Origin of the sequence: Hallella faecis (assembly GCF_018789675.1) — a bacterium.
Taxonomy (GTDB): Bacteria; Bacteroidota; Bacteroidia; order Bacteroidales; family Bacteroidaceae; genus Prevotella; species Prevotella faecis.
This window is the reverse complement of record NZ_JAHKBE010000005.1, coordinates 67,194-91,846: the sequence shown is the minus strand read 5'-3', so window position 1 is coordinate 91,846 and position 24,653 is coordinate 67,194. Positions and strand designations below refer to the sequence as shown.

The window sequence follows — 24,653 nt, the reverse complement described above, 5'->3', positions numbered from 1 at the left end:
GAAAAGTGTGCTGAAGGCATAACAGGCTATGGCGAAACGCAAAGGGAAGTAAGATGCTCGAAAGAAACGCTGGAAAGAGTTGGAAAGAAACAATAACATCCTACCATTTCCCCTTTTTCGGTCTAATGAGCGATTTGGGTTTATATAAGGTTGCGATTCGGGCATGGCATTTTTGAGGCTGTTCAATCCAGAATAACCCATCCTTTAATGTCTGACAACCGGAAATGGGGTTTCTCGGTTGTCTTCCAAATAGGTTGCATACGTTGGCAGCAGCGTATCTGAAGTTGCCATAAAGTAGCGATGAAAGGAGTGTTGTTAACCTGTGTGCGCACACAACAATTTGATTTATGTCAAAAATGAGCCGTTTTTTGAGGAAAAGGGGGGTGAAAGTGTTGCGGGCTATCGAAAATGGGCTTAACTTTGCAGCGTCAATAAGACAGAAACGACACGTGAGTGCCTAGAGAGATTATAAGAGAATTTGAGAGAGAAAGAATGAGAGGAGAAAGTCATACGGTAGGATTAGTTACCCTAAGGTAAAGGATTTACTACTCAGGCATGAGTTGATCAAGGTAGAAGATTGTAGTTAAGGTGTTAGTTGAAAGGTAGAAGATTGTAGTTAAGGTGTTAGTTGAAAGGTTAGAAGATTGCAGATAACAGGTGTTAGTTGATAGGTTGAAGATTGTTGAATAGGATATAGGATAACAGGAAAGGATAACGTGAGAGTAGCTCCTGACGGGTCGTGACGACCACGTCAGGGCAGGATAACCTCCCCATGAAGGCAATGCCTTTTGGGAGAAAAACAAAACAGTAACTGAAGAAAGAGAGGTATGAAATGAGTTTAACAATGATAATGGCCATGTACGCAACGTTGTTTGCGTCATGGAAATGGTTGAACGACAATGAGGCTGGCGACTGTTGATCCAGTTGGTTCACCAAGAAGAATGAGAGAGAAAACATGCACAAAGCAGAGAAGCATAGATTTTGAGGATTTAATTGTTATATAACGAAGGGCGGTTTCCGATACGGAGGCCGCTTTTCTTTTTGTCCTTGCCGTGGGCAGAGGCGTTGCAGCAAACCTTGCCTCTGGGTGGGTGCTTGGCTATGATGCGGCGAGGCGTTAGGCGAAAAACCCTTGTTTGGCCTTTGCCGATTGTTGTTTTGTGAGTACCTTTGCACCTATGTTCAGCAGTAAGAAAAGCGATACCCTCCTGGCGAAGATCCGTAATGGCGCCCAACTGACAGGCCGCGAGAAGCTCGAGCTTATCGTGGAGTTGAGCATTCCCTCTATGCTCGCGCAAATCACCACGGTGATGATGTTTTTCATCGATGCCGCCATGGTGGGCCATTTGGGTGCGGCCGCCTCAGCGTCGATCGGCCTTGTGGAAACCACCACGTGGCTGATGGGCAGCATTCTGAGTGCCGTGTCGTTGGGGTTTTCTGTTCAGGTGGCCCATTTCATTGGTGCCAACGATTTCACACGCGCCCGGCAGGTGTTTCGCCATGCCTTGGTGTGCGGTGTGGCGTTCAGTGTGCTGATGGCTTTGGTGGGAGCGAGCATTCATCAATCCCTGCCTTATTGGTTGGGCGGCAAGGACGACATTGCCCCAATGTCGTCGGGCTATTTTCTCATTTTTAGCCTAACCTTGCCCGCTGTGCTCCTGTTCCATCTCATGAGCGCCATGCTCAAGAGTGCCGGTGAGATGCGGGTGCCCAGTTTGTTGAGCATCATGATGTGTGGATTGGACGTGGCGTTCAATTACCTTTTTATATATGTCCTCAAGTTGGGGGTGGTAGGTGCGGCTTTGGGCACCATGTCGGCCTATTTCTTCACGGTCATACCCATGGCGTGGCAGGCCATTTGCAAGAATAAGATTATCGCTTTGCGTCTCGACCGCACGCCCTTTGTTTGGATGGGCTCTTATGTGCGCAACGCCGTGAAGATTAGTTTCCCTGTGGCCGTTCAAAACATTCTCATGGGGTCGGCCCAAGTGGTGAGCACTCTCATTGTGGCGCCCTTGGGCAATGTGGCTATCGCCGCCAACTCGTTTGCCATTACCGCTGAGAGCTTGTGTTACATGCCAGGCTATGGCGTGGGCGACGCTGCCACGACGCTTGTGGGCCAAACCTATGGCGCGGGTCGGAGCGATCTCTGTAAGAATTTTGCGCATCTCACGATTGGTGTGGGCATGCTCGTCATGGCCTTCATGGGCGTGGTGATGTTTGTGTTTGCACCCGAGATGATTGGCTTCCTCTCGCCCGTCGAGGAGATTCGCCTGTTGGGCGCAATGGTGCTGCGTATCGAGGCGTTTGCCGAGCCGTTCTTTGCCGCTGCCATTGTGAGCTATGCCGTGTGTGTGGCGTCGGGCGACACGCTGAAACCCGCCGCCATGAGCCTTTTCTCTATGTGGTGTGTGCGCCTTACGTTGGCTTACGTATTGGCTCAGTCCTACGGCCTGCGAGGGGTGTGGGTGGCCATGGCCACCGAGCTCACGTTCCGTGGCACCATCTTCCTCTTGCGTATTCGAAGGGGCAGTTGGCTGAAAGGAATCAAGGCAAAGGCGTGATCGGAAAGGCTATGTTTTGCCTTCCGGCAAGCTGTTGATGGATGGCGTTGCGCTCCGTTGAATCATTTTCTTTTGCGTTGCATGCAAAGGTCGATGAGTTGTAGGGCCATGATAAACAGCCAGAACTTGTATAGGTTTGAGTCGTAGGCGTAGCTTATGATGAGGCCCAACACCGAAATGGCGAGTAGTGAAAGGGTTGTTTCCTTCTCCGTCGCGGCATATTCCTTGAGCGAAACTTTACCCATCAGCACGCAAATGATGCTTGCTATCAAAACGATGAAGCCCACGGCCCCTACGGCCAACATGATGTTTGTGTAAATGTTGGATGTGGCGGCGATGGGTTGAAAGGCGAATAGCAAGGCAATCAGCATGAATGATCTGTTGACGAGAAGGATTTTGTTGTTCGAGTGGATTTTCATGGAGTGGGTGTTGGTTTGTGTTTCGGATAATTGCTGATGATAAATAAAAAGAGGCGCGCCCATGAGGCACGCCTCTTTTTATTTGAGGTTCAATAATTGCTTAGTTACTCGAAGAACCACTTCTTGGCCTGGAAATCGGGCACGTCGGTTCCTGCGCGGTAGTAAGACACCAATTGGACGTCGAACACAAGCACCGAGTATCCAGGAATGGTGCTACCACTTCCGACGCTTCCGTAGCCAAGGTCGGAGGGCACATACACCTGCCATCGGTCTCCGATGTGCATGTGCTGCACGGCCGTGGCGAAGCCATCGGTCATTTGGCTGACGAGGAACTGGGCGGGTGCGGAGTTCTCTGCCGTGGCGCCATTGGTGAGCGACGTGTCAAATTCATAGCCGTCCTTGTAAGAGGTAGATGGCAGCAACTTACCCGTGTAGTGCACGCGGATGGAGTCGGTGTAGAGTGGGCAACCCGTTCCTGTGCCCTCGTTGAGCACGTGTACCACGATATACTGCGTGTTGGCGGTATGCAGCGTGTCGGGCAAGCTCCATTTCTTCAGGATCTTCCAACTGCTGTCGCCGGCCGCTATGCGCTGGCTGGCCTCCGAGTAGAGCGTGTTCCAATAGTCGGTGTTGGTCTTCTCCCAGTTGGGGAATTCCTCCACCTCGTCCGACTCCTCAGAGCACGATGTGGGCAAAAGCAAGAAGGCGAAGAGGAACAGGGGTAGCGCCATGAGTGCCTTGAGCCATTTCCCGCTTGCCGTTGCCATGCTTGATGTTTTCATTTTCATTCAGCCTGTTAAAGGTTTCTAAGTTTGTTCGATGGTGGGCCGCACACCCAGCGTGTAGTGCGAGGTGTGTGCCGCAGGCGCTTGGTGCCCCCGCCCATGGTAGGGTGGGGGCGTATGCGCTTATGCTTGCTTGATAACCTGGTTGAGCTTCTTCAGCACTGAGGTGATGCTCACGCGGTCCTCGATGATCTCGCGCAACTTGTCGACCGACACGCGCTCCTGGTCCATTGAGTCGCGGAAGCGCAGGGTAACCGTGTTGTCCTCCAAGGTCTGACCGTCGACGGTGACGCAGAACGGTGTGCCGATGGCGTCCTGACGGCGATAGCGCTTGCCGATAGAGTCTTTGGCCTCGATGTGTGTGGTGAAGTGGAACTTCAGGTTGTCTACAATCTCTTGTGCCTTCTCGGGCAGGCCATCCTTGTTGACCAGCGGCAGCACGGCGCACTTGATGGGTGCCAGGGGCTCCGGCAGGCTAAGCACCACGCGTGAGGTGCCATTCTCAAGCTTCTCCTCCTTGAAGGCGTGGCAAAGCACGCTGAGGAACATGCGGTCGACACCGATAGAGGTCTCTACGTCGTAAGGCACGTAACTCTCGTTGGTGTCGGGGTCGAAGTAGCGCATCTTGGTGCCTGAGAATTTCTCGTGTTGGCTCAGGTCATAGTTGGTGCGGCTGTGGATACCCTCCACCTCCTTGAAGCCGAACGGCATTTTAAACTCGATGTCGGTGGCGGCGTTGGCGTAGAAAGCCAACTTCTCGTGGTCGTGGTAGCGGTAGTTCTCGTCGCCCATGCCCAAGGCCTCGTGCCAAGCCAGGCGCACCTTCTTCCAATACTCAAACCACTTCATCTCCGTGCCGGGCTGGCAGAAGAACTGCATCTCCATCTGCTCAAACTCGCGCATGCGGAACACGAACTGGCGAGCCACAATCTCGTTGCGGAAAGCCTTACCGATCTGTGCGATACCGAACGGCAACTTCTGACGTGTGGTCTTCTGCACGTTGAGGAAGTTGACGAAGATGCCCTGTGCCGTCTCGGGACGCAGGTACACCTTGTTGGTGGCGCCGGCGGTAGAGCCAAATTCGGTAGAGAACATCAGGTTGAACTGTCTGACGTCGGTCCAGTTCTTTGTGCCGCTGATGGGATCTACGATCTCCTCGTCGATGATGATCTGCTTCAAGGCCTCAAGGTCGGGACCCTGCATGGCCTCTGTGTAACGGGCATGGAGCGCATCGCGTTTCTGCTGGTGCTCGAGCACGCGTGGGTTGGTCTCACGGAATTTGGCCTCGTCGAAGCTGTCGCCAAAACGCTTGGCGGCCTTCTTCACCTCTTTGTCGATTTTCTCCTCATACTTGGCAATCTGGTCCTCGATGAGCACATCGGCACGATAGCGCTTCTTCGAGTCGCGGTTGTCGATGAGGGGGTCGTTGAAGGCGTCGACGTGTCCGCTGGCCTTCCACACCATGGGGTTCATGAAGATGGCGGCGTCGATGCCGACAATGTTGTTGTGGAGCAGCACCATGGAGTCCCACCAATATTTCTTGATGTTGTTTTTCAGTTCTACACCGTTGGGTCCGTAGTCGTACACGGCTGCCAGTCCATCGGGATAAATGTCTGAACTTGGGAATACGAATCCGTATTCCTTACAATGACTTACAATCTTCTTAAAGTTGTCCTCTGCCATTTTCTTCTAATAATGAAATTGATATATATTTTGCAAAGGTACTGAATTCCCGTTGATAAATGGAGACTGTAGGCGTTAAAATAAAAGAAAAATCGACGTCGCGCAGAAAAAGTTTTATGAAATGCTTAGTGATGAGGCCTTTGTTTGGCCCCGATGGCCCTTTTCTGCCTACGGCCTATCATCGTAGAGCGCACCCGGGTCGTTGTCTATCAAGCCCTCCCATGATGCGTCGGACAGGCCGGCAGGATCCTCGTCGGGGTTGAATGCGTCGAGCACTTGCAAGGGTCGCAGTCGCCACGCATAGCTTACCACGACGGTAATCGACAACAGCATGACGTAGAGCGCCACCACTTGCCACAGCGTGAGGTTGATGCCTTCCACACTGGCGCCCGGCCAAGTTGACATGGTGGTCAGCACCTGGTTGAGCGCGCCTGCCTCCATGGCCAAAACCCACGCCACACCTTGTGCGACAACGGCAAACGGCAGGGTGAGCAGCAGCGCCAGGGTAGTGTAAAGAATAAAGAAGGCGGCCAGCACGACAAATAAATTGGTGAGAAGAAAATAACACGAGAACCTACCGAAATAGTAGGCCACCAATGGCGCTGTGGTGAGTTGGGCAGCCAGCGACAAGGTTGTTATTCCCCATGCCCACTGCAACCGTCGCGATGAGGGGTGCCATAGCCGATAGAAGGCGCGCTGGTAGACCAAAATGCCCAGCACGGCCAAGAACGAAAGTTGAAAGCCCACGTCCCACAGGTTCAGCGGATTGGCAATGAGCATCAGTAGGGCAGCCAAGGCGAGTGTGTTGATGGAGACGCGCCTGCGGCGCAGCAACAGGCAAACGGAGCAGACCGTGAGCATCGTGGCAGACCGCACCACACTGGTGGGAAAGCCCACCAACATCACATAGCTCCACACGGCGGTGAGCGTCAGGCCCTGTCCCACCCACAGCCGTCGCCGCCGCATGCCGAACACCCATGTCAGCAAGCCGTAGACAATGCCGAGGTGAAGGCCCGACAAAGCCAACACATGACTGGCACCGCTGATGGCATAACTGTCCTTGGTGGCTTGGCTCAGGCCACTCTTGTCGCCCAAGGCCATGGCCGCCACCACGGCATATTGCTGGTCGTCGAGCCCAAGGGCGTGGAACCGCCGCAACAGGTTCTGGCGAAAGCCCAGCAGTTTCAGACGGGCGCGTTGCATGATGCTGAGCGTGCGAATACTGACCACGGCGGGCTCCCAGTGGCTATAATAAATAAAGGTTTGGGCCTGATAGCCATGCACTTGCGCCCATCTGATATAATCGAAACGACTTCGATGGCCCATCGGTCGCAAGCGTTCAAATCGGGCGTAGGCACGTATTCCACAGCCCACATGCAGCGATTGCCAACGTGCGGTCGCCGTGTCGCGCAAGAGCGAGGCCCTGACGCTGACGGGGCGTGGCAGAGGGCGATTGCCCACACGGGTGACGAGCAGATCCATGCGCGCCGTCTTGCCCTTGGCTTGTGGCTCGCTCGACACCACGGCCTCATACTCCACAGCCTCGTTGGGAACCATTACGCTGAGCCGCTCTTGGGCGCGTCCCTGTAGCGTGGCGCCCAACAGAAATGTGGCTGCCACCAGCAGCAGGCATTGGGGCCACACCCGCCGCTCTTCGTGCAACAGGTAGGTGGATAGCAATAGCCCCACCGTTCCCGCCAAAAGCCATTGCCAACAGTTGGCCGACACACAGTGGGCCAACCCATCGGCGGCAACAATGCCAGCGATGAGCGCCCCGACCCAGCGGAGCATCGGATTGAGTTGAAGGGCCTTGCGTAATTCCATATTGCAAAAATAGGAATTTTATTCATGGGTTCATCGGCTTTATACAAATATTTATCGTATATTTGCGCTATGCAACAAAATAACGAATTACGATTGGCTTGGGACTTCGTGGAGCACACGGGAACCAGCATATTCCTTACGGGAAAGGCCGGAACGGGTAAGACCACGTTCCTGAAGGCCGTGAAAGAACATTCCTCGAAGCGCATGATTGTGGTGGCGCCGACGGGTGTGGCGGCTGTCAACGCCAATGGAATGACCATCCATTCGTTCTTCCAACTGCCCCTCTCGCCCTACATACCGGGCACAACCATACGCGACCGATACGATTTCCGTAAGGAGAAACGGCGCATCATACGCACCCTCGACATGCTCGTCATTGACGAGATATCGATGGTTCGCGCCGACCTGCTCGACGCCATCGATTTCGTGTTGCGCCGTTACCGCGACAGCACGCAGCCCTTTGGCGGTGTGCAACTGCTCATGATTGGCGACCTGCAACAGCTCACCCCTGTGGTGAAACCGCAGGAAGAGGCGCTTCTCGACAACTACTACGACACACCTTATTTCTTTGGCTCGAAGGCGTTGCAACAAATTAGCTACGTCACCATCCAACTGACGCATGTGTTCCGCCAGCAAGACGACACCTTCATCTCCATCCTCAACCACATACGCGACGGCCATCCCACGTCCGACGACATCGCCACGCTGAACACGCGCTACAAGCCTGCGTTCCTGCCCAAGGCCGAGGACGGATACATCCGTCTCACCACCCACAACCGATTGGCCGACAACTACAATGAGACGGCGCTTCTCAAGTTGAAGGGACAGCGCTTTGCGTTCGATGCGGAGGTGGGCGGCGAGTTTCCCGAGAACAACTATCCCGTGGAGGCCCAACTGGTGTTGAAGGTGGGTGCGCAAGTGATGTTTGTGAAGAACGACGCCTCGGGCGCACATCGCTATTACAACGGTCGCATCGGTCATGTGGTCAGTGTCGACGACGAGAGCATAGAGGTGAAATGTCCGGGCGACGACAGCGCCATCAAGGTGGAGCGCGACGTGTGGGAGAACACGCGCTATGTCATCAACGACCAGACCAAGACTATCGACTCGGAGGTGCTCGGCACCTTCAAGCAATATCCGCTGCGGTTGGCATGGGCCATCACCATCCACAAGAGCCAAGGCCTGACCTTCGACCGCGCCATCATCGACGCGGCCCAATCGTTCGCACCCGGACAGGTCTATGTGGCGCTGAGCCGATGCAAGAGCCTGGAAGGACTGGTGCTGGCTTCGCCCATCAATCCGCACAACATCATCAACGACACGCGCGTGGCAGCCTACATTGCCAACCAGCAACAGGCCACGGAGCAGAGCGTGGCGGCACTGCCCAACCTGAAGGAGGAGTATTATCGCTACCAACTGCTCGACATGTTCAATTTTGCGGCCTTGTGGGATGCAGAGCAACTGGTGAACCGCACGTTGGTGGAGTTTTTCCGTGGCTATCCGGAGCTGACGGCTTGTCACAAGACCGTCATTGAGGCGATGAAGGCACAGGTCATGGATGTGGCCTACAAATGGATGGGCCTCATGCGGGGAATGGCCCAGCCTGAGCTCCACAAGGACGTGTTTCTCGAACGTGTGCAGCATAGCGAACTCTATTTTCTTGAGAAGCTCAAGGACCTGATTCCCGGCTTGTTGGAGAAGACCAAGGAGGCGAAGAGCCAAAACAAAAAGGCGCTGGAACTGATGGATGATCGTTACAAGGAACTGATGGTGCAGTATTTTGCCAAGACGAAACTGTTGGAAGCCATGGCCGACGAGACCTTCACCGTGTCGGGATACATGCAGGCCAAGCAGGAGGCCATGCTCGACGCCATGGACCTTGTGATGCCCGACGGCAATCGGAAACGGCGTATACGCAAGCGCAAGACCGACGATTTCCCCGACGGTCTGGGCAGCGAGCCGAAGGCCGATAAGCCCAAAGCGGCACCCAAACCTGCCGATAAGCCCAAGCGACAGAAGGGACAGACCTTCCAAGACACCTACGCCCTTTACTGCAAGGGTATGAGCATCCAAGACATCGCCACCGCCCGCGGACTGGCCGTGAGCACCATCACAGGCCACCTGTTCCATTTTGTGAGAGAAGGCAAGATACGCCTCGAAGCGCTCATCAGTCCCTCGAAGATCAAGGCCGTGCGCCACGCCATGGCCCAGCTCGGCCCAGAGGCCACACGCACCGACATCAAGAACGCCTGCCGGGCTGACATCACATGGGAAGACATCAACCTGGTGATCAGCGCCTCGCAGCTTTCCGAACACAAAGATTGACACCATACGATAACCGAATGGCCTATTTGTGATAAATGTAAATAAGTCAAAGATCGCCGTCGCCCATTGACGGCGTGGTATCTTTGGGTTCTCGAGACCGCCGTGCGACGGATGCAAAGGTTGCAAGATTATTCCGTTGGGTCAAATGCCAACGGGCCACCTTTGAGGACATCTTTGTTTGGACGCCTATTGCGGTTATCTTGCATTAGCTTGAAAATGAGGGCGTGAAGAAAGCCGCTTGGCAGGAATAAATAGATGAGAGCCTATCATAAAAAACTCCTCAAGAAGGTTGGAGGAAAATGGAAAAGCCCGCAAGTGCTCTTATGAGAAAGACAACAGACGGGAGAAATGGTACAAAGACTCCAACACCCCAGGAACTTGAATCTCCCGCCATCTAACGCAAGAAGGGCAAGCACGCCTCGGCCGATCGCCGAGGTATGCTTGCCCTTCTTGTCTTATGGTCTACAGGGACGCTTGTCGCTTACTTGACGTAGTGCGCCTGGTAGTCGTCGAGTTGCTTCATGTAATAGCTGCGCACATCCTTCCAGTGGTAATAGGGAGCCTGGTCTGTGCCGACGGGCAACGTGGCCTCGTCCTCATTGAGCAGCACCTTCACCAACACGTTGTCGGCGTTGGGTGCCTGCTTCTTTGGCTTATAGAAGATAAACTGCACGTTGCAGGCCATGGGAAAGATCTGATAGTTGTTCCATCCGCGGTCGTCGAGGTCCTCCAGATCGTCCACAGGGTCACCATAGTGGTTGAGGTTGAGCAGGCACACCAGCGGCATGACGCACACCTCGTGGCCGAAGCGCAGCGTGGCGCCGGGATGGCTTTTGGTGATGCAGGTGTCGGCCGTGGTGAGAATGTTGCGCAACAGGTTGGCCTGCGTGTACATTCCCGCGCCGTTATTGTTCTTGTTCGGGCCGTAGTAAGAATACCATGTGGCGTTCTCCTTCTGCCAGAAGTCGTAAATCTCGTCCTCGGTGAAGATGTCCCAGAGGCTCAGTTGGTGGCGGAGCTCGGTGCTCTGCACGTTGCTTGTCAACTTGAAAAGGTGGTGCGCCAAGCTGCCAGCGTTGATGGTTTTCACATACTCAGGGTCGGAAAAGAGCACTGTCATGAGATGGCCCCAGTTGTCGTGGCGCTTGCTAAACTCGCTGTTGGCCTTCGAGGCCTCCTTGGTGTCGCGCAAACGGTTGTACGGACTGTGGCTATCGTTGAGATACCACATGTCGTGCACACTGGCGTCGTGGGCAATTTCCAGTTGAGGGTTCATGCTTGCCAACTGCTGCAACTCGTTCTCCATTGAGAGGATGCAGCGTATCACGATGGTCGATCGGGCATCGATGGCCGTCTTTCCCTTGAACACCTCGGGGAAGCGCTCATACATGCGCTTGGCTATTCCGCGGTGTTGCTGGGCGCCGAGGAGCGTCAGCTCGCCGTCGCGCAACTGGGCCTCCTCGCGAATCAGTTTCACCTTGGCCAGCACGTCCTTGCCCTTGGCGGTTAGTTTACCCAACGAGTCGGCCTTCAGCAGCATGTTGTAAGGCTTGTCATAGTCGTTGGTTCCGATGAGGTAACGTGAGCCGTGGCGACCGTAATGGCTGATGTAGTAAGCCTCATAGCCCTTGGGAGCGGCTGTGAGCGCTTTCTTTGGACCAGGGTAGGCCACATAGTTGCTGCCAGCCAATTCCACATGCTGGCGAATGTCGTGCCGTGCCTGCTGGGCGCTCAGGCTAAGCGTCAGCATCGAAGCGATGGCAATCAGGATAACGTTTCGTTTCATGATCATATTCGATTTTTGTTGTTAGTTGTCGGGATATCAGTTCTCAGACGGCTTCGCTTATTTGCGCATGGTCAGCGATATGCGGTGGCGTCGCAGGTCCACCTCAAGCACGCGCACCATGACATGTTGGTGAAGCTTCACCACATCGTTGGGGTCCTTCACGTAAGTGTTGGCCAATTGTGATATGTGTACCAAGCCATCTTGGTGCACGCCGATGTCGACGAAGGCCCCAAAGTTGGTGATGTTGGTTACGATGCCCGGCAGTTCCATACCCGTAACGAGGTCTTCGGGCGTCTTCACGCGTGCGTCGAACTCGAAGGTCTCGGCCTTTCCGCGTGGGTCGCGCCCCGGTTTCTCCAACTCGCTCATGATGTCTTTCAGCGTAGGAAGTCCCACATCGCCCTTCACATAGTTGGCAATGCGTATCTTCTTGCGCTGCTCCGGGTCGCTCATCAGGTCGGCCACTTTGCATCCGCAGTCGTTGGCCATTTGCTGAACGATGCCGTATCGTTCGGGATGAACGCCACTGGCGTCGAGCGGGTTCTTGGCTCCGGGGATGCGGAGGAACCCCGCACACTGCTGGTAAGCCGCCGCACCGAGGCGCGAAACCTTCAGGAGCTGTGTGCGCGAGGTGAACGCGCCATGCTCGCGCCGATAATCCACGATGTTCTGAGCCAAGGCCGGCCCCAGTCCGCTCACGTAGGTGAGCAGGTTCTTGCTGGCCGTGTTCACATCCACACCGACGGTGTTTACGCAGAGCTCTACGGTCTGGTCAAGACTGTGCTTCAGTTTGGCTTGGTCCACATCGTGCTGGTATTGTCCCACGCCAATGCTCTTGGGGTCGATCTTTACCAGTTCGGCCAGTGGATCCATGAGTCGTCTACCGATGCTGACGGCCCCCCTGACGGTGACATCCTCGTTGGGAAACTCCTCACGGGCCACCTCAGAGGCAGAGTAGACGCTGGCCCCATCCTCGCTCACCACGTAGAGGGGCAAGTTGGGGAGCTGCCTCAGGATATCGGCCGTTTCGCGCGACCCTGTTCCGTTTCCGCATGCTATGGCCTCCACTTGGAAGCGCTGGGCTATGTCGGCAAAACGCCTCAAGGGGTCGGCGGCGCGCTGCTCGGCTCGGCCGGGATGGTCGCTTCTTACGGCGAACACCACGTCGTGGTACAACAGGTTGCCCTGCGCGTCGAGCACCACCACCTTACATCCTGTGCGGATGCCTGGGTCGACACCCATCACGCGCTTCTGTCCGAGGGGAGCGGCCAGCAGCAACTGTCGAAGGTTCTCCTTGAAGACATGGATGGCCTCGTCGTCGGCCTTCTCCTTGCTGAGCGCCGCAAACTCGTTCTCGATCGACGGTTGTACGAGCCGTTTGTAGGCGTCGTCGACGGCCTCGCCCACCAATGTTTGGCAAGCGCCATAGCCACGCACGTACTGCCGGCGCAGGCGGTCGGTGCAATTCTCGTCGTCGACGGTGATGCTGACGCGCAGCACGCCCTCGGCCTCGCCGCGGCGGATGGCCAGGAGGCGGTGGGATGAGCAACGGCGGAGCTCCTCGCTGAACGTGAAATAGTCGGAATATTTCTGCGCCTTGTCGTCGTCTTTCATTTTCGCCACCACCCTTGCGCTGATCACCGCCTCACGCCGGAACACGGCGCGTACGGTTTGTCGGGTGCGCTCATCTTCGCTCACCTCCTCGGCAATGATGTCCTTGGCGCCTTTCAGGGCCGCCTCCACATCCTTCACGTCGCCCTTGACGAAGCGTTGCGCCAACTGTTCGGGGTTGCGCTCGCGCTGCAGGCGGATGGCGAGGGCCAACGGCTCCAAGCCCTGTTCGCGTGCGATCTGTGCGCGGGTGCGGCGCCGTGGCTTGTAAGGCAGGTAGAGATCCTCGAGCTCCGTGGCGTTCCAGCAAGTGTTGATGCGCTGTCGGAGTTCGTCGGTGAGCTTACCCTGCGCCTCGATAGTCTTCAGGATGGTGTCTTTTCGCTTCTGCAACTCCTTCAGTTTTCCATTGAGATCGCTGATGGCCGCCACCTGCACCTCATCGAGGTTGCCTGTGGCCTCTTTGCGGTAACGACTGATGAAGGGTATGGTGCAACCCTCATCCAATAGGCCAAGTGTGGCGTCTACTTGCGAGGCGCCTATGCCCAGCCGTTCTGATATAATAGGTGTGAAAATGTTCATTCTAACCAATGATTAAGGCCGTGCTAAACGGTGATGATGGTCGTGCTGACCTATATTGTTGTTCTTTTTCGTTACTTGGTTCTTAAAGCCTTGCGTGCCGCCTCGATGATGGCGTCGCGTCCAGTGGCGATGTCGTTGTCGCCGAGACCCACGTTGATGTCGGGTGCAATGCCATTTTCTGTGCTTTTCCTATTGTGGTCGTACATGGGGCAGGCCGAGAAGCGAACGCTCCAACCGTTGGGCAGTTCCGAAGAGAAGGGAAGGCCGGCTCCACCGCCCGTTTGGTCGCCCACCTGCACCACGTTAGGACAGCATTTCATGTACTTCACAAACTCGTTGGCGGCGGAGAACACCTGTCGATTGGTGAGCACCGCCACGGGCTTTTGCCACCTCAGTCCGCTGGCAGGCTTGAGCCATTGCTCCTGCAGGGACGAGAAATCGCGATGTCCGCGACCTGTCTTGTGCTGCATGTATCCCACCAGCCGCGTCTCGTTGGTGAAGCGCGCGGCCAGTTTTTCGGCCGCCGTGAGCTGTCCGCCGCCATTGTCGCGCAGGTCGATGATCAAGGCGCGGCAGGGCGCCAGGTACAGCAAGATGTCGTCGAGATTGCCCGAACCCGGCACAACCGAAAACGAGGCGCACCGCAGGTAGCCGATGTTGTCGTCGAGGATGCGATAGCGGAGGCCCGCCGCAATCTTGTAATCGGTGCCGAGATACTTGTTGACCAGCGTGTCGCTGAAGTTGCTGGGGTAGTTTTCGTGGAATCCCCAATAGCGCGCCATGTCGAACGAAGCGTAGAGATTGACGTGGCCGTCGCGCAATGTGGCCAGCATGTTGCCCAGCACCTCAAGCAGTTGGCTGTCGGTCATGCCTTTGTCCACCTGCTTGGCGTAGACCGCATGAACCGAGTCCCAGTCGACGCCTTTCTCCTCGAAGAAGCAGTAGTGCTCGTCCATAATCTTCCACAAGGCTTCGAAATTGCCCTTCTGTGTGTCGTCGAACGCATCCTCGGTGACACACGAAGACAACAGGAAGGTGCCTGCGAAAAGCAGCAGGCAGTAAGTGGCGAGCCGTGTTGGCAAGCCGCTGATGGGTCTTGCCAAGAAGCGAAGGAGGGTAGGGTGGGTTTTCATAAGGCGTGCGTGTTGGTGGTTAGTATCTCCATCCGATGAGGATGCCGTGGCTATACTGGTGGTACTTGAGGTCGTTGGCCTCCATCTGCAGAATGTCGCAGAGGTAGCCCACGGTCAGCGTGGTGGGGGGGGGGGGCGCGGCCTGGGTCGCCCCGGGTCGGCGTGGTGCGCCATAGGCGCACGTCGAGCGTAAGCATCTGGTGGAGTTGGGGGCCAGAGAGTGGTGATACGAACACCACGTTGTGGTCGTAATTGCCCCGCGAGAATATCTCATAATAACTCTGTCCGTAGTTGGGCGAGAAGGCTATGCCCACGAGTGGCATGGCGGCGGCGTATGTGAGCTTGAAGGGTCGGTGGGCTATGTGGAAGTCCCATGACAGCGACGCCGCCGGGTCGACCGACAAGGCGAGTCGCGCCTGGGCCGGATTGTTGGAGTTGCGCGTGTCGTAGGCGCCTCCCAGCGTCAGGTCGCCGGCGCCTCCCACCCGCAGGTGCAACCGCTGGGCGGGGAAGGTCCAGTTGTAATGCCAACCGAACCGCAGGTTGTAGAGCGCCGAAAGCAGTGAGTGGTCGTTGCCGCGTGTGCCCGCCATGGTCACCGACGCATGATGGATGAGCTCGCGCGATACGCGACTGCTGTCGCTCATGCGTGTGCGCTGGCTGAGGAAACTGATCTCGGTGCCTGTGAACTTCTCTTGCGAGAGATAGGTGTCGAGGATGTCGGTGTAGGCCACTGACACGGCGGTGAGGCGCTGGGCTGATGCCATCAGCGCGCCGATGCCCACCATTGTGGCAAGAAGAATGGCTCGTTTTATCATGATAGGCAGTAGGGTTCGTTTGGTGAAAGATGTTGTGGGGCGAAGGCCAACGCCCTGGCGAGGCGCTTTTTTACTTCGCCTCGCCGTTACCGTTGTCGATGTCGGAGAAGAGGTTGAGCTGCCCCGTTATCTCGTCGATGACCTGCTGCTGACTCTTGCCAGCGTCGGGGTCGAGGTTGTCGTCTTCGGCGCCAGATGCGCCGTCGCCCTCCGCATCGGTCCCAGCCTCGGGTTCGGGGTGGCGCAGTGGCTCGAGCTCCTCCACCTTCTCCACCTGCCAGGTGGCGATGCGCTTGCCCTTGGCCTTGTAGCCCTTGACGGTGATAAACGTCTCGGCGTCGATCTCGAGTGGCATGCGGTCGGCGTCGGCACCTCCGAAGGTGACGAGCAGGCGTGGGTAAACGGTGTCGGTGAGCAGCATCTCCTTGCTCTCGGCATTGTCGCCAATATAGCTGACGGGCTTCTTGGAGTTCTCCATCAGGAAGCGCTTGAGGTATAGATAGCCATTGTTGTCGGCGTCGAGGATGACAGCCGTCCACACCTTCTCGGCCTTCCACTTCTCGATGATCTTGATGTTGTCGGGGTAGTGGTTGTTGGGATCGAAGTCGGTGGTGAAATACTCTCCACTGTTGAGCACCACGAGTATGCTGTCGCCATCGTTGAACTCGCCAAGCAGTTGGCCATGCTCCTCGTAGTTGATGCGCTTCACGTCGGGGTCGAACCACACCTTTCGTCCACCCAGTGTGGAGTGTCCGTGGCTCTTGAGCGTGATGCGGTGCACGCTCTTCTTGGTGAGCAGGTTGCCACGCGCGGTGCGTCCCTTGATCATCACCTCCGAGAAATCCTTCTCGATGAAGATGTTCTGGCGCTTCTTCGTGGTGTCGGGGTCCATGGTAACCTTGATGATTTCGGCCTCGCCATTGGGATTGGCCGAGAAATACATGACGCGCGACATGGGTGTGCCCCATGTGAGGTCGTACTCGCGGTCGCGTGTGATGCTGGTCACGTTGAAGCGCTTGAGGTAGTAGGGACCCTTCTTTCCGTCGCGGTAGGCCACGTTGTAGATGGTGCGCACGTCGTTCTTCTTGAACACCTGCACCCAGATGACGTTCTTGCCCACGAATATCTTGTCGGCCACGCGCACCACCTTATACTTACCATCGCGGTAGAAGATGATGATGTCGTCGAGGTCGGAACAGTTGCACACAAACTCGTCTTTCTTCAGGCCGGTGCCCACGAAGCCGTCCTGTCGGTTGATGTAGAGCTTCTCGTTGGCCTCCACCACCTTGGCGGCCTCGATGGTGTCGAAGCTGCGTATCTCGGTGAGACGTTGGTGGTCGGCGCCGTAGGTCTGCTTCAGGTGCTCGTACCATGCGATGGTAACGTCGACCATGTGGGCCAGGTCGTGGTCGATGCCTTTCACCTCGGCCTTGATTTTGGCCACAAGTTGGTCGGCCTTGTCCTTGTTGTATTTCAGGATGCGCTGCATCTTGATCTCGAGCAAGCGCAGGTAGTCGTCGTCGGTGATGGTGCGCACCAGTTGCTCCTTGAAGGGCTCGAAGCGCTTGTCGAGGAACTTGAGCACCGCCTTCTGGTCGGGCGCTTGCTCGAACGACTTCTCCTTATACATGCGCTCCTCGATGAAGATGCGCTCGAGCGAGGCGAAGAAGAGCTGTTCCATGAGCTCGTCGCGGCGTATCTGCAGTTCGCGGCGCAGCAGTCCCATGGTGTTGTCGACGCTGTGGCGCAGCACCTCGCTGACGGTGAGAAACTGTGGCTTGCTGTCTTCGATGATGCAGCAGTTGGGTGAGATGCTTATCTCGCAATCGGTAAAGGCGTAGAGGGCGTCGATGGTCTTGTCCGACGAGGTGCCGGGTGCCAGCTGCACCTGTATCTCCACATCGCGTGCGGTGAGGTCGAGCACCTTGCGTGCCTTGATCTTGCCCTTCTCGATGGCCTTGGTGATGGAGTCTTGCAGGGAGTCGGCCGTCTTGGTGAAGGGAATCTCACGGATGACGAGCGTCTTGGAGTCGAGCTTCTCGATCTTCGCGCGGATGCGCACCGAGCCGCCTCGCTGACCGTCGTTGTACTTTGATACGTCGATGGCGCCGCCTGTGGGGAAATCGGGGTAAAGGTGGAACTCTTCGCCGCGCAGGTATTTCACCGCCGCCTCACAAATCTCATTGAAGTTGTGGGGCAGCACACGGCTCGACAGTCCTACGGCGATGCCGTTGGCGCCTTGGGCCAAGAGCAACGGATACTTTACCGGCAGGGTGATGGGTTCCTTGTTTCGGCCATCGTAGCTAAGCTGCCACTCGGTGGTCTTGGGATTGAACACCGTTTCGAGGGCAAATTTCGACAGGCGCGCCTCAATGTATCGGGGAGCGGCCGCCGAGTCGCCGGTGAAGATGTTTCCCCAGTTTCCCTGGGTGTCGATGAGCAGGTCTTTCTGTCCGAGCTGTACCAGAGCGTCGTAGATGGATGCGTCGCCGTGTGGGTGAAACTTCATGGTTTCGCCCACGATGTTGGCCACCTTGTTGTAGCGCCCGTCGTCCATACGCTTCATGGTGTGCAGTATGCGGCGCTGCACAGGCTTCAGTCCGTCGCCACTGTGTGGCACGGCACGCTCCAGGATAACATACGAGGCGTAGTCCAAGAACCAGTTCTTGTACATGCCCGACAGGTGGTGCACGGCCGATGCGTCGAAGCGGTCGGCGGGCTTGTAGTCGCTGTGGGTGTCGGTAGTCAACTCGTCGTCGGCCTGCGGAGTATCGTTGTTGTTGATGATCTTGTCGTCGTCCATATCTGTTGGTTTGTAACCCCAATATGGGGCTAATCTATGCAAAGGTACACAAAAAACGGCAAATAGCCTTTGAGTGTTATCGCTTTTTTACATTTTGTGCTTGTTCATCCCCCATCCGTCGATGGGCCAACGCATCCTTAGCCTCCGACGAGCTACTGCGTCTGAGTGTAAAAACATACGAGTGTCCTTTATGACTCCAAATGTTGGATGATCCTACATGATGGCTTGTTGGTGCTGAAAGAAAACAATTGTTACTCCTCTTCGTCCTTTGCGCAATGTGTTCTGTCGGATATTTTGGTGCAAAAGTTGTGCGGTGTTTTGGCTTGAACCAGCCAACGAAATCGCCGTTTTTCCGTGCTCGCCGTTTCAAATCTGCGTCGCGCGCTCACCGTTAGGCATCTTTCGTCTTGCGATACCTACCTAACCGCACCTCGAAAGGCCATGTTTCGACGCTCGAAAGACCGTGTTTCGTTCCTTGGTTAGGCATGTTTCGCAACGTGGAATGTTAAATGTGGAAGGCTAATATCTCCCTTGTTGCGATAACGTGTTGGTTATCAGCTGGTTATGTAGTTGCGCTGAGAATTGCGTATTTCCGCCCAATTCTTCCGTCGTTGTTACCAACAATGTAGATTTCAGTATAGTTTGTTGCCATAATTCGCATGCCGCCCATCCCCCAATGGGGGTCATCCCATGTTTGTGGTGGTTAGGGTTCCACTTCACCCCTAATCGTTTTGGCCTCAGGCGGAATGGTTGGGCTTTGCTTATTTGGCTCAACGAAAACGCCCTTTTAGAGCGATGGCGAGGCCAGGATGGTGCAAACCTTGTCTTGGAAACGGCGGCCATTCTTGTGGTGCATCACGCCTTGGTTGATGATGGCGAAGCACAGGTGGTGGCCGTTGGCGGCCGTGAGGTAACCGCAGAGGCTGCTGATGCCCGTAACGGTGCCCGTCTTGGCGTGAACGTTGCCGCGTGTGAAGGCACCTGTCATGCGCTTGCGCAGGGTGCCGTCGGTGCCGGCAATAGGCAGGGCGGGCAACAGGTGGTTATAGATGTTCTGGTCGTAGAAGGCGTAGCGCAGCATCTTTACCTCGAGCTCAGCGCTGACATAATTATAAAGCGAGAGCCCCGATCCGTCGGCAAACTTATAGCGCGATCCGTTGAGCCCCACCTTGTTGACCAACTGTTGGATGACCGAGCGCGCGCTCTTCGACGTGGCGGGACGGTTGCCGGTCGACGCGGCGATCTGGTAGAACATCGACTCGGCGTAGAGGTTGTCGCTCTCCTTGAGCATGCGCATGAGCACCTGGTCGATGGTGTGGAACCGTCGGACGATGCAGTTCGACTCCTCTGGCTTGCGTTTCTCGCCCAGCGAGCCCGTGAGGTAGATGCCCGCCTCGCGTAGCTCCGAGTAGAACTTAGGAAGGAACTGGTCTTTGCGCGACAACAGCAATGGTGACAGCGTGGGATTGTCGTCGTCCCAGCACCATCCCTCGCCATAGGGATTGTTGTCCTTCATGGTCTTGTCTCCATAGATGCTGCCGCGTATGGTGTCGATGCCCATGCGCCTGATGCCCTCTACGAAGGCGCGCAGGTCGTCGTTGTTGAAGCGTGGGTCGAAGCCGCCCACACAGTAGACGTCGCCGCGCAGCGTGCAGCTGTCGACCTCGCCCGTGTAGCACAGGTCGGTCTTAAACTGGTAGCTGCCGCCCAGTCGGCTTAGGGCGGTGATGGCGGTGATGACCTTCATGGTGGAGGCAGGGCGCATCAGCTGGCGCTCGTTGTGGCAGAAGATGGCCGAGTCGGCATCGAGGTCGTAGACCATCATGCCGAGTTGAGAGGTGCGGAACATGTCGGTCTGCAGCAACGCGTTGATCTGTGCCTGCACGTTGTGGGGCCATGGCAGTGTGTCGCCTTTGGCGCTCAGCGAGTCGCTCCACAGCGAGTCGGTGGCGAGCGTGTCGTTATCCTCTGTCGATTCGTCGTCGTCGATGATCTCGGTCTGGGCCTGCAAGGGCAGCGCCAGGCCAATCATCAGAATCCATAAGTAAGCTTTAATTGTTCTCATCCTTTCTCTTGATGTTGTGTTTCCGTTCGGTCAAGCACTTCACAAACGCCTGCTCGTTGTCGGGCTGAACCATGAGTATGCGCTCGCCCTTGAGGCCAAGCAGCAAGAAATGGGTCAGACCGAAGGTGGTGGTGACGGGCCTGTAGCCAACGATGTCGGCCAGGGCTACTTCCTTCTTACGCGCAAAACGACCGTGGTAAACGATGAGGCGGTCGCCCCGGAACACATATTCGGAGTGGAGCACGCGCTCGAGGAGCACCACGCACACAAGAGCCATGAGCAGTCCGAGCACTACCCATTTTTGCCAAAACAGCCAAAATGAGATGGCTCCGAAAAGAACGACGCCGCAGATGGCACCCACTGAAAAACGATGATGAAAAGTCCTGTCCATAATTTCAAGGTGCAAAATTACTAAAAATCGAAGAGTTATAGGAAGGCGTTATATATATTTTTAGTAATTTTGCACTGACATAACACATTCATTATGACTTACAAGTACGACTTTCTGGTCATTGGCGCCGGTATAGCAGGCATGAGCTACGCCCTGAAAGTGGCCCAAGCGAAAAAAGGAAAGGTTTGCATCATCTGCAAAACAACGCTCGATGAGGCCAACACGCGCTTCGCGCAGGGTGGCGTGGCGTCGGTGACTAACCTTGAGAAAGACGATTTTGAAAAACACATCAACGACACCATGATTGCCGGCGACTACATCAGCGACCCGGCGGCTGTGCGTCAGGTGGTGACAAAAGCGCCCGAACAGATCCGCCAGTTGGTGGAGTGGGGAACGCAGTTCGACAAGCAGGCCAATGGCCAGTTTGACCTTCACCGTGAGGGAGGACACTCGGAGTTCCGCATATTGCACCATGCCGACGACACAGGAGCTGAGATTCAGCGCGCCCTGATGGCCGCTGTGCGCGCCAATCCCGATATTGACGTCAAGGAGAACCACTTCGCCGTGGAGATCATTACGCAGCACCACTTGGGTGCGAGGGTAACCCGTCGCACGCCATTCATTTACTGCTATGGCGCCTATGTGCTCAACACAGAGAACAGGGTAGACACCTACCTGAGCAAGGTTACCGTGATGTGCACGGGCGGATGTGGCGCCGTGTACCAAACAACCACCAACCCGGTGGTGGCCACGGGCGACGGTGAGGCCATGGTTTACCGCGCCAAGGGAACGGTGAAGGATATGGAGTTTGTGCAGTTTCACCCCACATCGCTCTACCACCCCGGCGAGACCCATCCCGCTTACCTCATCACCGAGGCCATGCGTGGCTACGGCGGCATACTGAAACTGGCCGACGGAACGCCCTTCATGGACCAGTATGACGAGCGTGGGTCGCTGGCTCCGCGCGACATTGTGGCGCGTGCCATCGATAGCGAGATGAAGAAAAATGGTGTGGACCATGTGTATCTCGACGTTACCCACAAGGACGCTGAGGAAACAAAGCACCATTTCCCCAATATCTACAAGAAATGCCTGTCGATCGGTGTCGACATCACGAAGGATATGATACCCGTGAGGCCCGCTGCCCATTACATGTGTGGCGGCATCAAGGTGGACCTCAACGGCTGTTCGAGCATTGAGCGACTTTACGCCCTGGGCGAGTGCTCATGCACAGGTTTGCACGGAGGCAACCGACTGGCCAGCAACTCGCTCATCGAGGCTGTGGTGTATGCCGATGCTGCCGCCAAGCATTCGCTGGAGCATGTTGACGACTACAACTTCAATGATCAGGTGCCTGAGTGGAACGATGAGGGAACGCTTACCAATGAGGAGCACGTGCTCATCACACAGGCTAATAAAGAGGTGGGCGAGATTATGAGCAACTACGTGGGCATCGTGCGCTCTGACCTGCGCCTCAAGCGCGCATGGGATCGCCTCGACCTGCTCTATGAGGAGACGGAGAGCCTGTTCAAACGTGTGAAGATCTCGCGTGACCTCTGCGAGCTCCGCAACATGATCAACACCGGATACCTCATCACCCGCATGGCCATAGAGCGCAAGGAGAGCCGCGGCTTGCACTACACCGTGGATTATCCGAAGCACGCTTACGACAAGTAACCGAGCCGTTGCGCAATTGCCCTGCGCAAGGCAAACCATAAGGCGGGCCACCCACAGCCAAAAATCGTTTGGCTGTGGGTGGCCCGCCTTATGGTTTGGGGGAAGGAAGTCAGAATATGATGCCGAAAGAAACTCTGACAAGAGTTGAAAAGAATCAATAACCTTCTAATAGCTTTCCTATTTCGGTCTAATGGCCGATTGGGGGCTTATTCGGCTCTTTTGCCTTCGAGGGCCGCCAAGGCGTTCTCGGCCAGGGCGCGCATTTCGTCTTGTCCGGGGTAAACAGCCACAGGGGCCAACCAGGCGATGCGGCGTTTGAGACGGTCTACGATGTAGTCGGAATGGGCCATGCCACCCGTGAGGATGATGGCGTCGGGTGGGCCGCAGAGCACAGCGGCTTCCGACACGATGGTCTTGGCCACATGCCAGATCATGGCGTCGACCACGAGGCGGGCATGGTCGTCGCCCTCCTCAATGCGCTTCACTATCTCCTTCATGTTGTTAGAACCTAAGTGCGCAATCAGTCCGCCATGTCCCGCCACTCGTTTCAGCAGCTCGTCCTCGGTGAGCGTGCCACTGAAGCAGAGGCGGATGAGCGCCGCAACAGGAAGCGAACCCGCACGTTCGGGCGAGAAAGGCCCCTCGCCGTCGAGCGCGTTGTTGGCGTCGATGGCCTGCCCGTGGTCGTGGGCGGCGATGGAGATGCCGCCACCCAGGTGGCACATGATGAGGCGAAGGTTCTCATAGTGTGTGTCGTGTTCGCGGGCGTAACGTCGAGCAATGGCCTTCTGGTTGAGCGCATGCCAGATGCAGATGCGCGGCAACAGCGGTGAGCCACTGATGCGAGCCTCGGGCGCCAACTCATCGGTGGTGCCAGGATCGGCGATAAACGCCTGGCAGCCTGGTATCTCCTGGGCAATGGTATAGGCGATGATGCAACCCAAATCGCAGGCGTGCTGATGCTCGCAGGCGCGCTCCTCAGCGATCATGGTGGGCGTAACGGGATAGGAACCGCTCTTCACCGGACGGGCCAATCCACCGCGGCCAACCACAGCGTCGAACTGCAGGGGCACATTGCGTTGCTCCAATTCTTTGATAACCAGTTGGCGACGGAAATCGAACTGGTCCATGACGGTGGGAAACTGGTGCAACTCATTCAAGTCGTGCACGATGTCGGTGACAAACAAGGGCTGCAGGTCGTCGAAGACGGCAATCTTCGTTGAGGTCGACCCAGGGTTTACAACAAGCACGCGAGGCATAGGCTCAGGTATTTGGATTCTGCAGAATCGCCGCGTGAGGGCAGCACTACGGGCACGTCCGGGCCTTGTAGCACGCCAGCCGTGCGCGCCTGGCAGAAGAGGGTTATAGTCTTATAGAAAAGGTTTCCGGCTTCGATGTCGGGGAAGATAAGTGCGTCGGCGTCGCCCGCGATGGGCGAGTCGATATGCTTCACCGCCATGCTCTCCTTCGAGCAGGAGGTCTTGAGGTCGAGCGGTCCGTCGATGATGCAGGGGCCAAAGGCGCCTTGGGCGGCCATCTCCTTGATCTCACCGTAGCCCACCGTGAACGGGAAGTTCTTGGCGTCGACCTTCTCCGAGCAGTGGATGAGCGAGATGCGCGGGCGCTCAATGCCCAATTGCTGGCAATAATGGGTGACGTATTGTATTTGCGCCACACGCTGTTCTTGTGTGGGGTAAGGAATGACGGCGGCGTCGGTGAAGAACAGCAGTTTGTGGTAATCGGCCAATTGGGCAAGGGTAATGTGGGTCATGACCCGGCCCTTGCGCAGAATGCCAGTCTCCTTGTTGAGGATGGCGCGCAGCAACACGTCGGTGTTGACGAAGCCTTTCATGATGACATCGGCCTCGCCACGCCGTACGGCCTCCACGGCCTGGCGGGCTGCCTCTGCGGGATCGTCCGACTGGAATACCAAGGGTGTGATGATGCCGTTGCGCTCAGCGTTGGCAATGGCTTGGTGCGACGACTCGTCGTTGGGACAAACAGCGGCCACTCGTTTTTTCAGATGGTGTGTTTTCAAGTGAGCGATTAGCTCATCAAAAGATTTTATAGGCATAGGATTTTTAGTTCATAACGGTCTCAAAGATAGCGAAAAATCCAATATGTGGGCGCAAGATTTCTGAAAAAATATACTAATAAAAGGTAGAAATCGACTTCCGCTTACCTGTG

At 56.2% G+C, this 24,653-nt stretch carries 16 protein-coding genes; 3 read left to right on the top strand and 13 right to left on the bottom strand.

Features of this window, described 5'->3' with window-relative positions:
• The first annotated feature begins 1,178 nt into the window (after positions 1 to 1,178).
• Positions 1,179 to 2,564: an MATE family efflux transporter gene (locus KM934_RS02505; protein WP_215759039.1), complete on the top strand. Its 1,386-nt coding sequence runs from the start codon at positions 1,179 to 1,181 to the stop codon at positions 2,562 to 2,564.
• A 62-nt stretch (positions 2,565 to 2,626) separates the two neighbouring features.
• Here KM934_RS02505 and KM934_RS02500 read toward each other — a convergent pair whose 3' ends face one another.
• The 4 genes from KM934_RS02500 to KM934_RS02485 all read right to left on the bottom strand — a co-directional run bounded on the left by KM934_RS02500 (position 2,627) and on the right by KM934_RS02485 (position 7,275).
• Positions 2,627 to 2,983, bottom strand: coding sequence for a hypothetical protein (locus KM934_RS02500; protein ID WP_215759038.1), 357 nt, complete (start codon positions 2,981 to 2,983; stop codon positions 2,627 to 2,629).
• 104 nt (positions 2,984 to 3,087) lie between these two features.
• Positions 3,088 to 3,765 carry an FKBP-type peptidyl-prolyl cis-trans isomerase gene (locus KM934_RS02495; RefSeq protein WP_252344856.1) on the bottom strand — a complete coding sequence of 226 codons (678 nt, stop codon included), beginning with the start codon at positions 3,763 to 3,765 and terminating at the stop codon, positions 3,088 to 3,090.
• Positions 3,766 to 3,891: 126 nt separating this feature from the next.
• Positions 3,892 to 5,451 (bottom strand): glycine--tRNA ligase, encoded by a 1,560-nt coding sequence (locus KM934_RS02490; RefSeq protein WP_215759037.1) that lies wholly within the window; start codon positions 5,449 to 5,451, stop codon positions 3,892 to 3,894.
• Positions 5,452 to 5,619: 168 nt separating this feature from the next.
• Entirely contained in the window at positions 5,620 to 7,275 is a 1,656-nt protein-coding gene (locus tag KM934_RS02485; protein WP_215759036.1) for a ComEC/Rec2 family competence protein, read from the bottom strand.
• Positions 7,276 to 7,344: 69 nt separating this feature from the next.
• On the opposite strand from KM934_RS02485, the gene KM934_RS02480 reads away from it, so the two are divergent.
• Positions 7,345 to 9,600: a helix-turn-helix domain-containing protein gene (locus KM934_RS02480; RefSeq protein WP_215759035.1), complete on the top strand. Its 2,256-nt coding sequence runs from the start codon at positions 7,345 to 7,347 to the stop codon at positions 9,598 to 9,600.
• Positions 9,601 to 10,081: 481 nt separating this feature from the next.
• Here the strand turns inward: KM934_RS02480 and KM934_RS02475 are convergent, their stop codons facing one another.
• The 7 genes from KM934_RS02475 to KM934_RS02445 all read right to left on the bottom strand — a co-directional run bounded on the left by KM934_RS02475 (position 10,082) and on the right by KM934_RS02445 (position 20,789).
• Positions 10,082 to 11,386 carry a histidine-type phosphatase gene (locus KM934_RS02475; protein ID WP_215759034.1) on the bottom strand — a complete coding sequence of 435 codons (1,305 nt, stop codon included), beginning with the start codon at positions 11,384 to 11,386 and terminating at the stop codon, positions 10,082 to 10,084.
• Positions 11,387 to 11,443: 57 nt separating this feature from the next.
• Positions 11,444 to 13,579, bottom strand: coding sequence for a Tex family protein (locus KM934_RS02470; RefSeq protein ID WP_215759033.1), 2,136 nt, complete (start codon positions 13,577 to 13,579; stop codon positions 11,444 to 11,446).
• Positions 13,580 to 13,650: 71 nt separating this feature from the next.
• Positions 13,651 to 14,712, bottom strand: a complete 1,062-nt coding sequence (locus KM934_RS02465) for a S41 family peptidase (protein WP_215759032.1) — start codon at positions 14,710 to 14,712, stop codon at positions 13,651 to 13,653.
• Between the two features lie 50 nt (positions 14,713 to 14,762).
• Positions 14,763 to 15,530 (bottom strand): DUF3316 domain-containing protein, encoded by a 768-nt coding sequence (locus KM934_RS02460; protein WP_252344855.1) that lies wholly within the window; start codon positions 15,528 to 15,530, stop codon positions 14,763 to 14,765.
• Between the two features lie 70 nt (positions 15,531 to 15,600).
• A complete protein-coding gene (locus KM934_RS02455; RefSeq protein WP_215759031.1) occupies positions 15,601 to 18,333 on the bottom strand; it encodes a DNA gyrase/topoisomerase IV subunit A in 2,733 nt (910 codons plus the stop codon).
• A gap of 787 nt (positions 18,334 to 19,120) precedes the next feature.
• Entirely contained in the window at positions 19,121 to 20,398 is a 1,278-nt protein-coding gene (gene dacB, locus KM934_RS02450) for a D-alanyl-D-alanine carboxypeptidase/D-alanyl-D-alanine endopeptidase (RefSeq protein WP_215759030.1), read from the bottom strand.
• Positions 20,385 to 20,789: a PH domain-containing protein gene (locus KM934_RS02445; RefSeq protein ID WP_252344854.1), complete on the bottom strand. Its 405-nt coding sequence runs from the start codon at positions 20,787 to 20,789 to the stop codon at positions 20,385 to 20,387. The genes dacB and KM934_RS02445 overlap by 14 nt, the downstream gene beginning before the upstream one ends.
• A gap of 93 nt (positions 20,790 to 20,882) precedes the next feature.
• On the opposite strand from KM934_RS02445, the gene nadB reads away from it, so the two are divergent.
• Positions 20,883 to 22,466 (top strand): L-aspartate oxidase, encoded by a 1,584-nt coding sequence (gene nadB, locus KM934_RS02440; protein ID WP_215759029.1) that lies wholly within the window; start codon positions 20,883 to 20,885, stop codon positions 22,464 to 22,466.
• Between the two features lie 206 nt (positions 22,467 to 22,672).
• On the opposite strand, the gene buk is transcribed toward nadB, so the two are convergent.
• Together buk and KM934_RS02430 are read right to left on the bottom strand one after the other, a co-directional pair.
• Complete coding sequence (buk, locus tag KM934_RS02435; protein WP_215759028.1) at positions 22,673 to 23,725, bottom strand: butyrate kinase; 1,053 nt, start codon at positions 23,723 to 23,725, stop codon at positions 22,673 to 22,675.
• Entirely contained in the window at positions 23,704 to 24,540 is an 837-nt protein-coding gene (locus KM934_RS02430) for a phosphate acyltransferase (protein ID WP_215759027.1), read from the bottom strand. Before KM934_RS02430 ends, buk begins: the two co-directional genes overlap by 22 nt.
• Between the last annotated feature and the right edge of the window lie 113 nt (positions 24,541 to 24,653).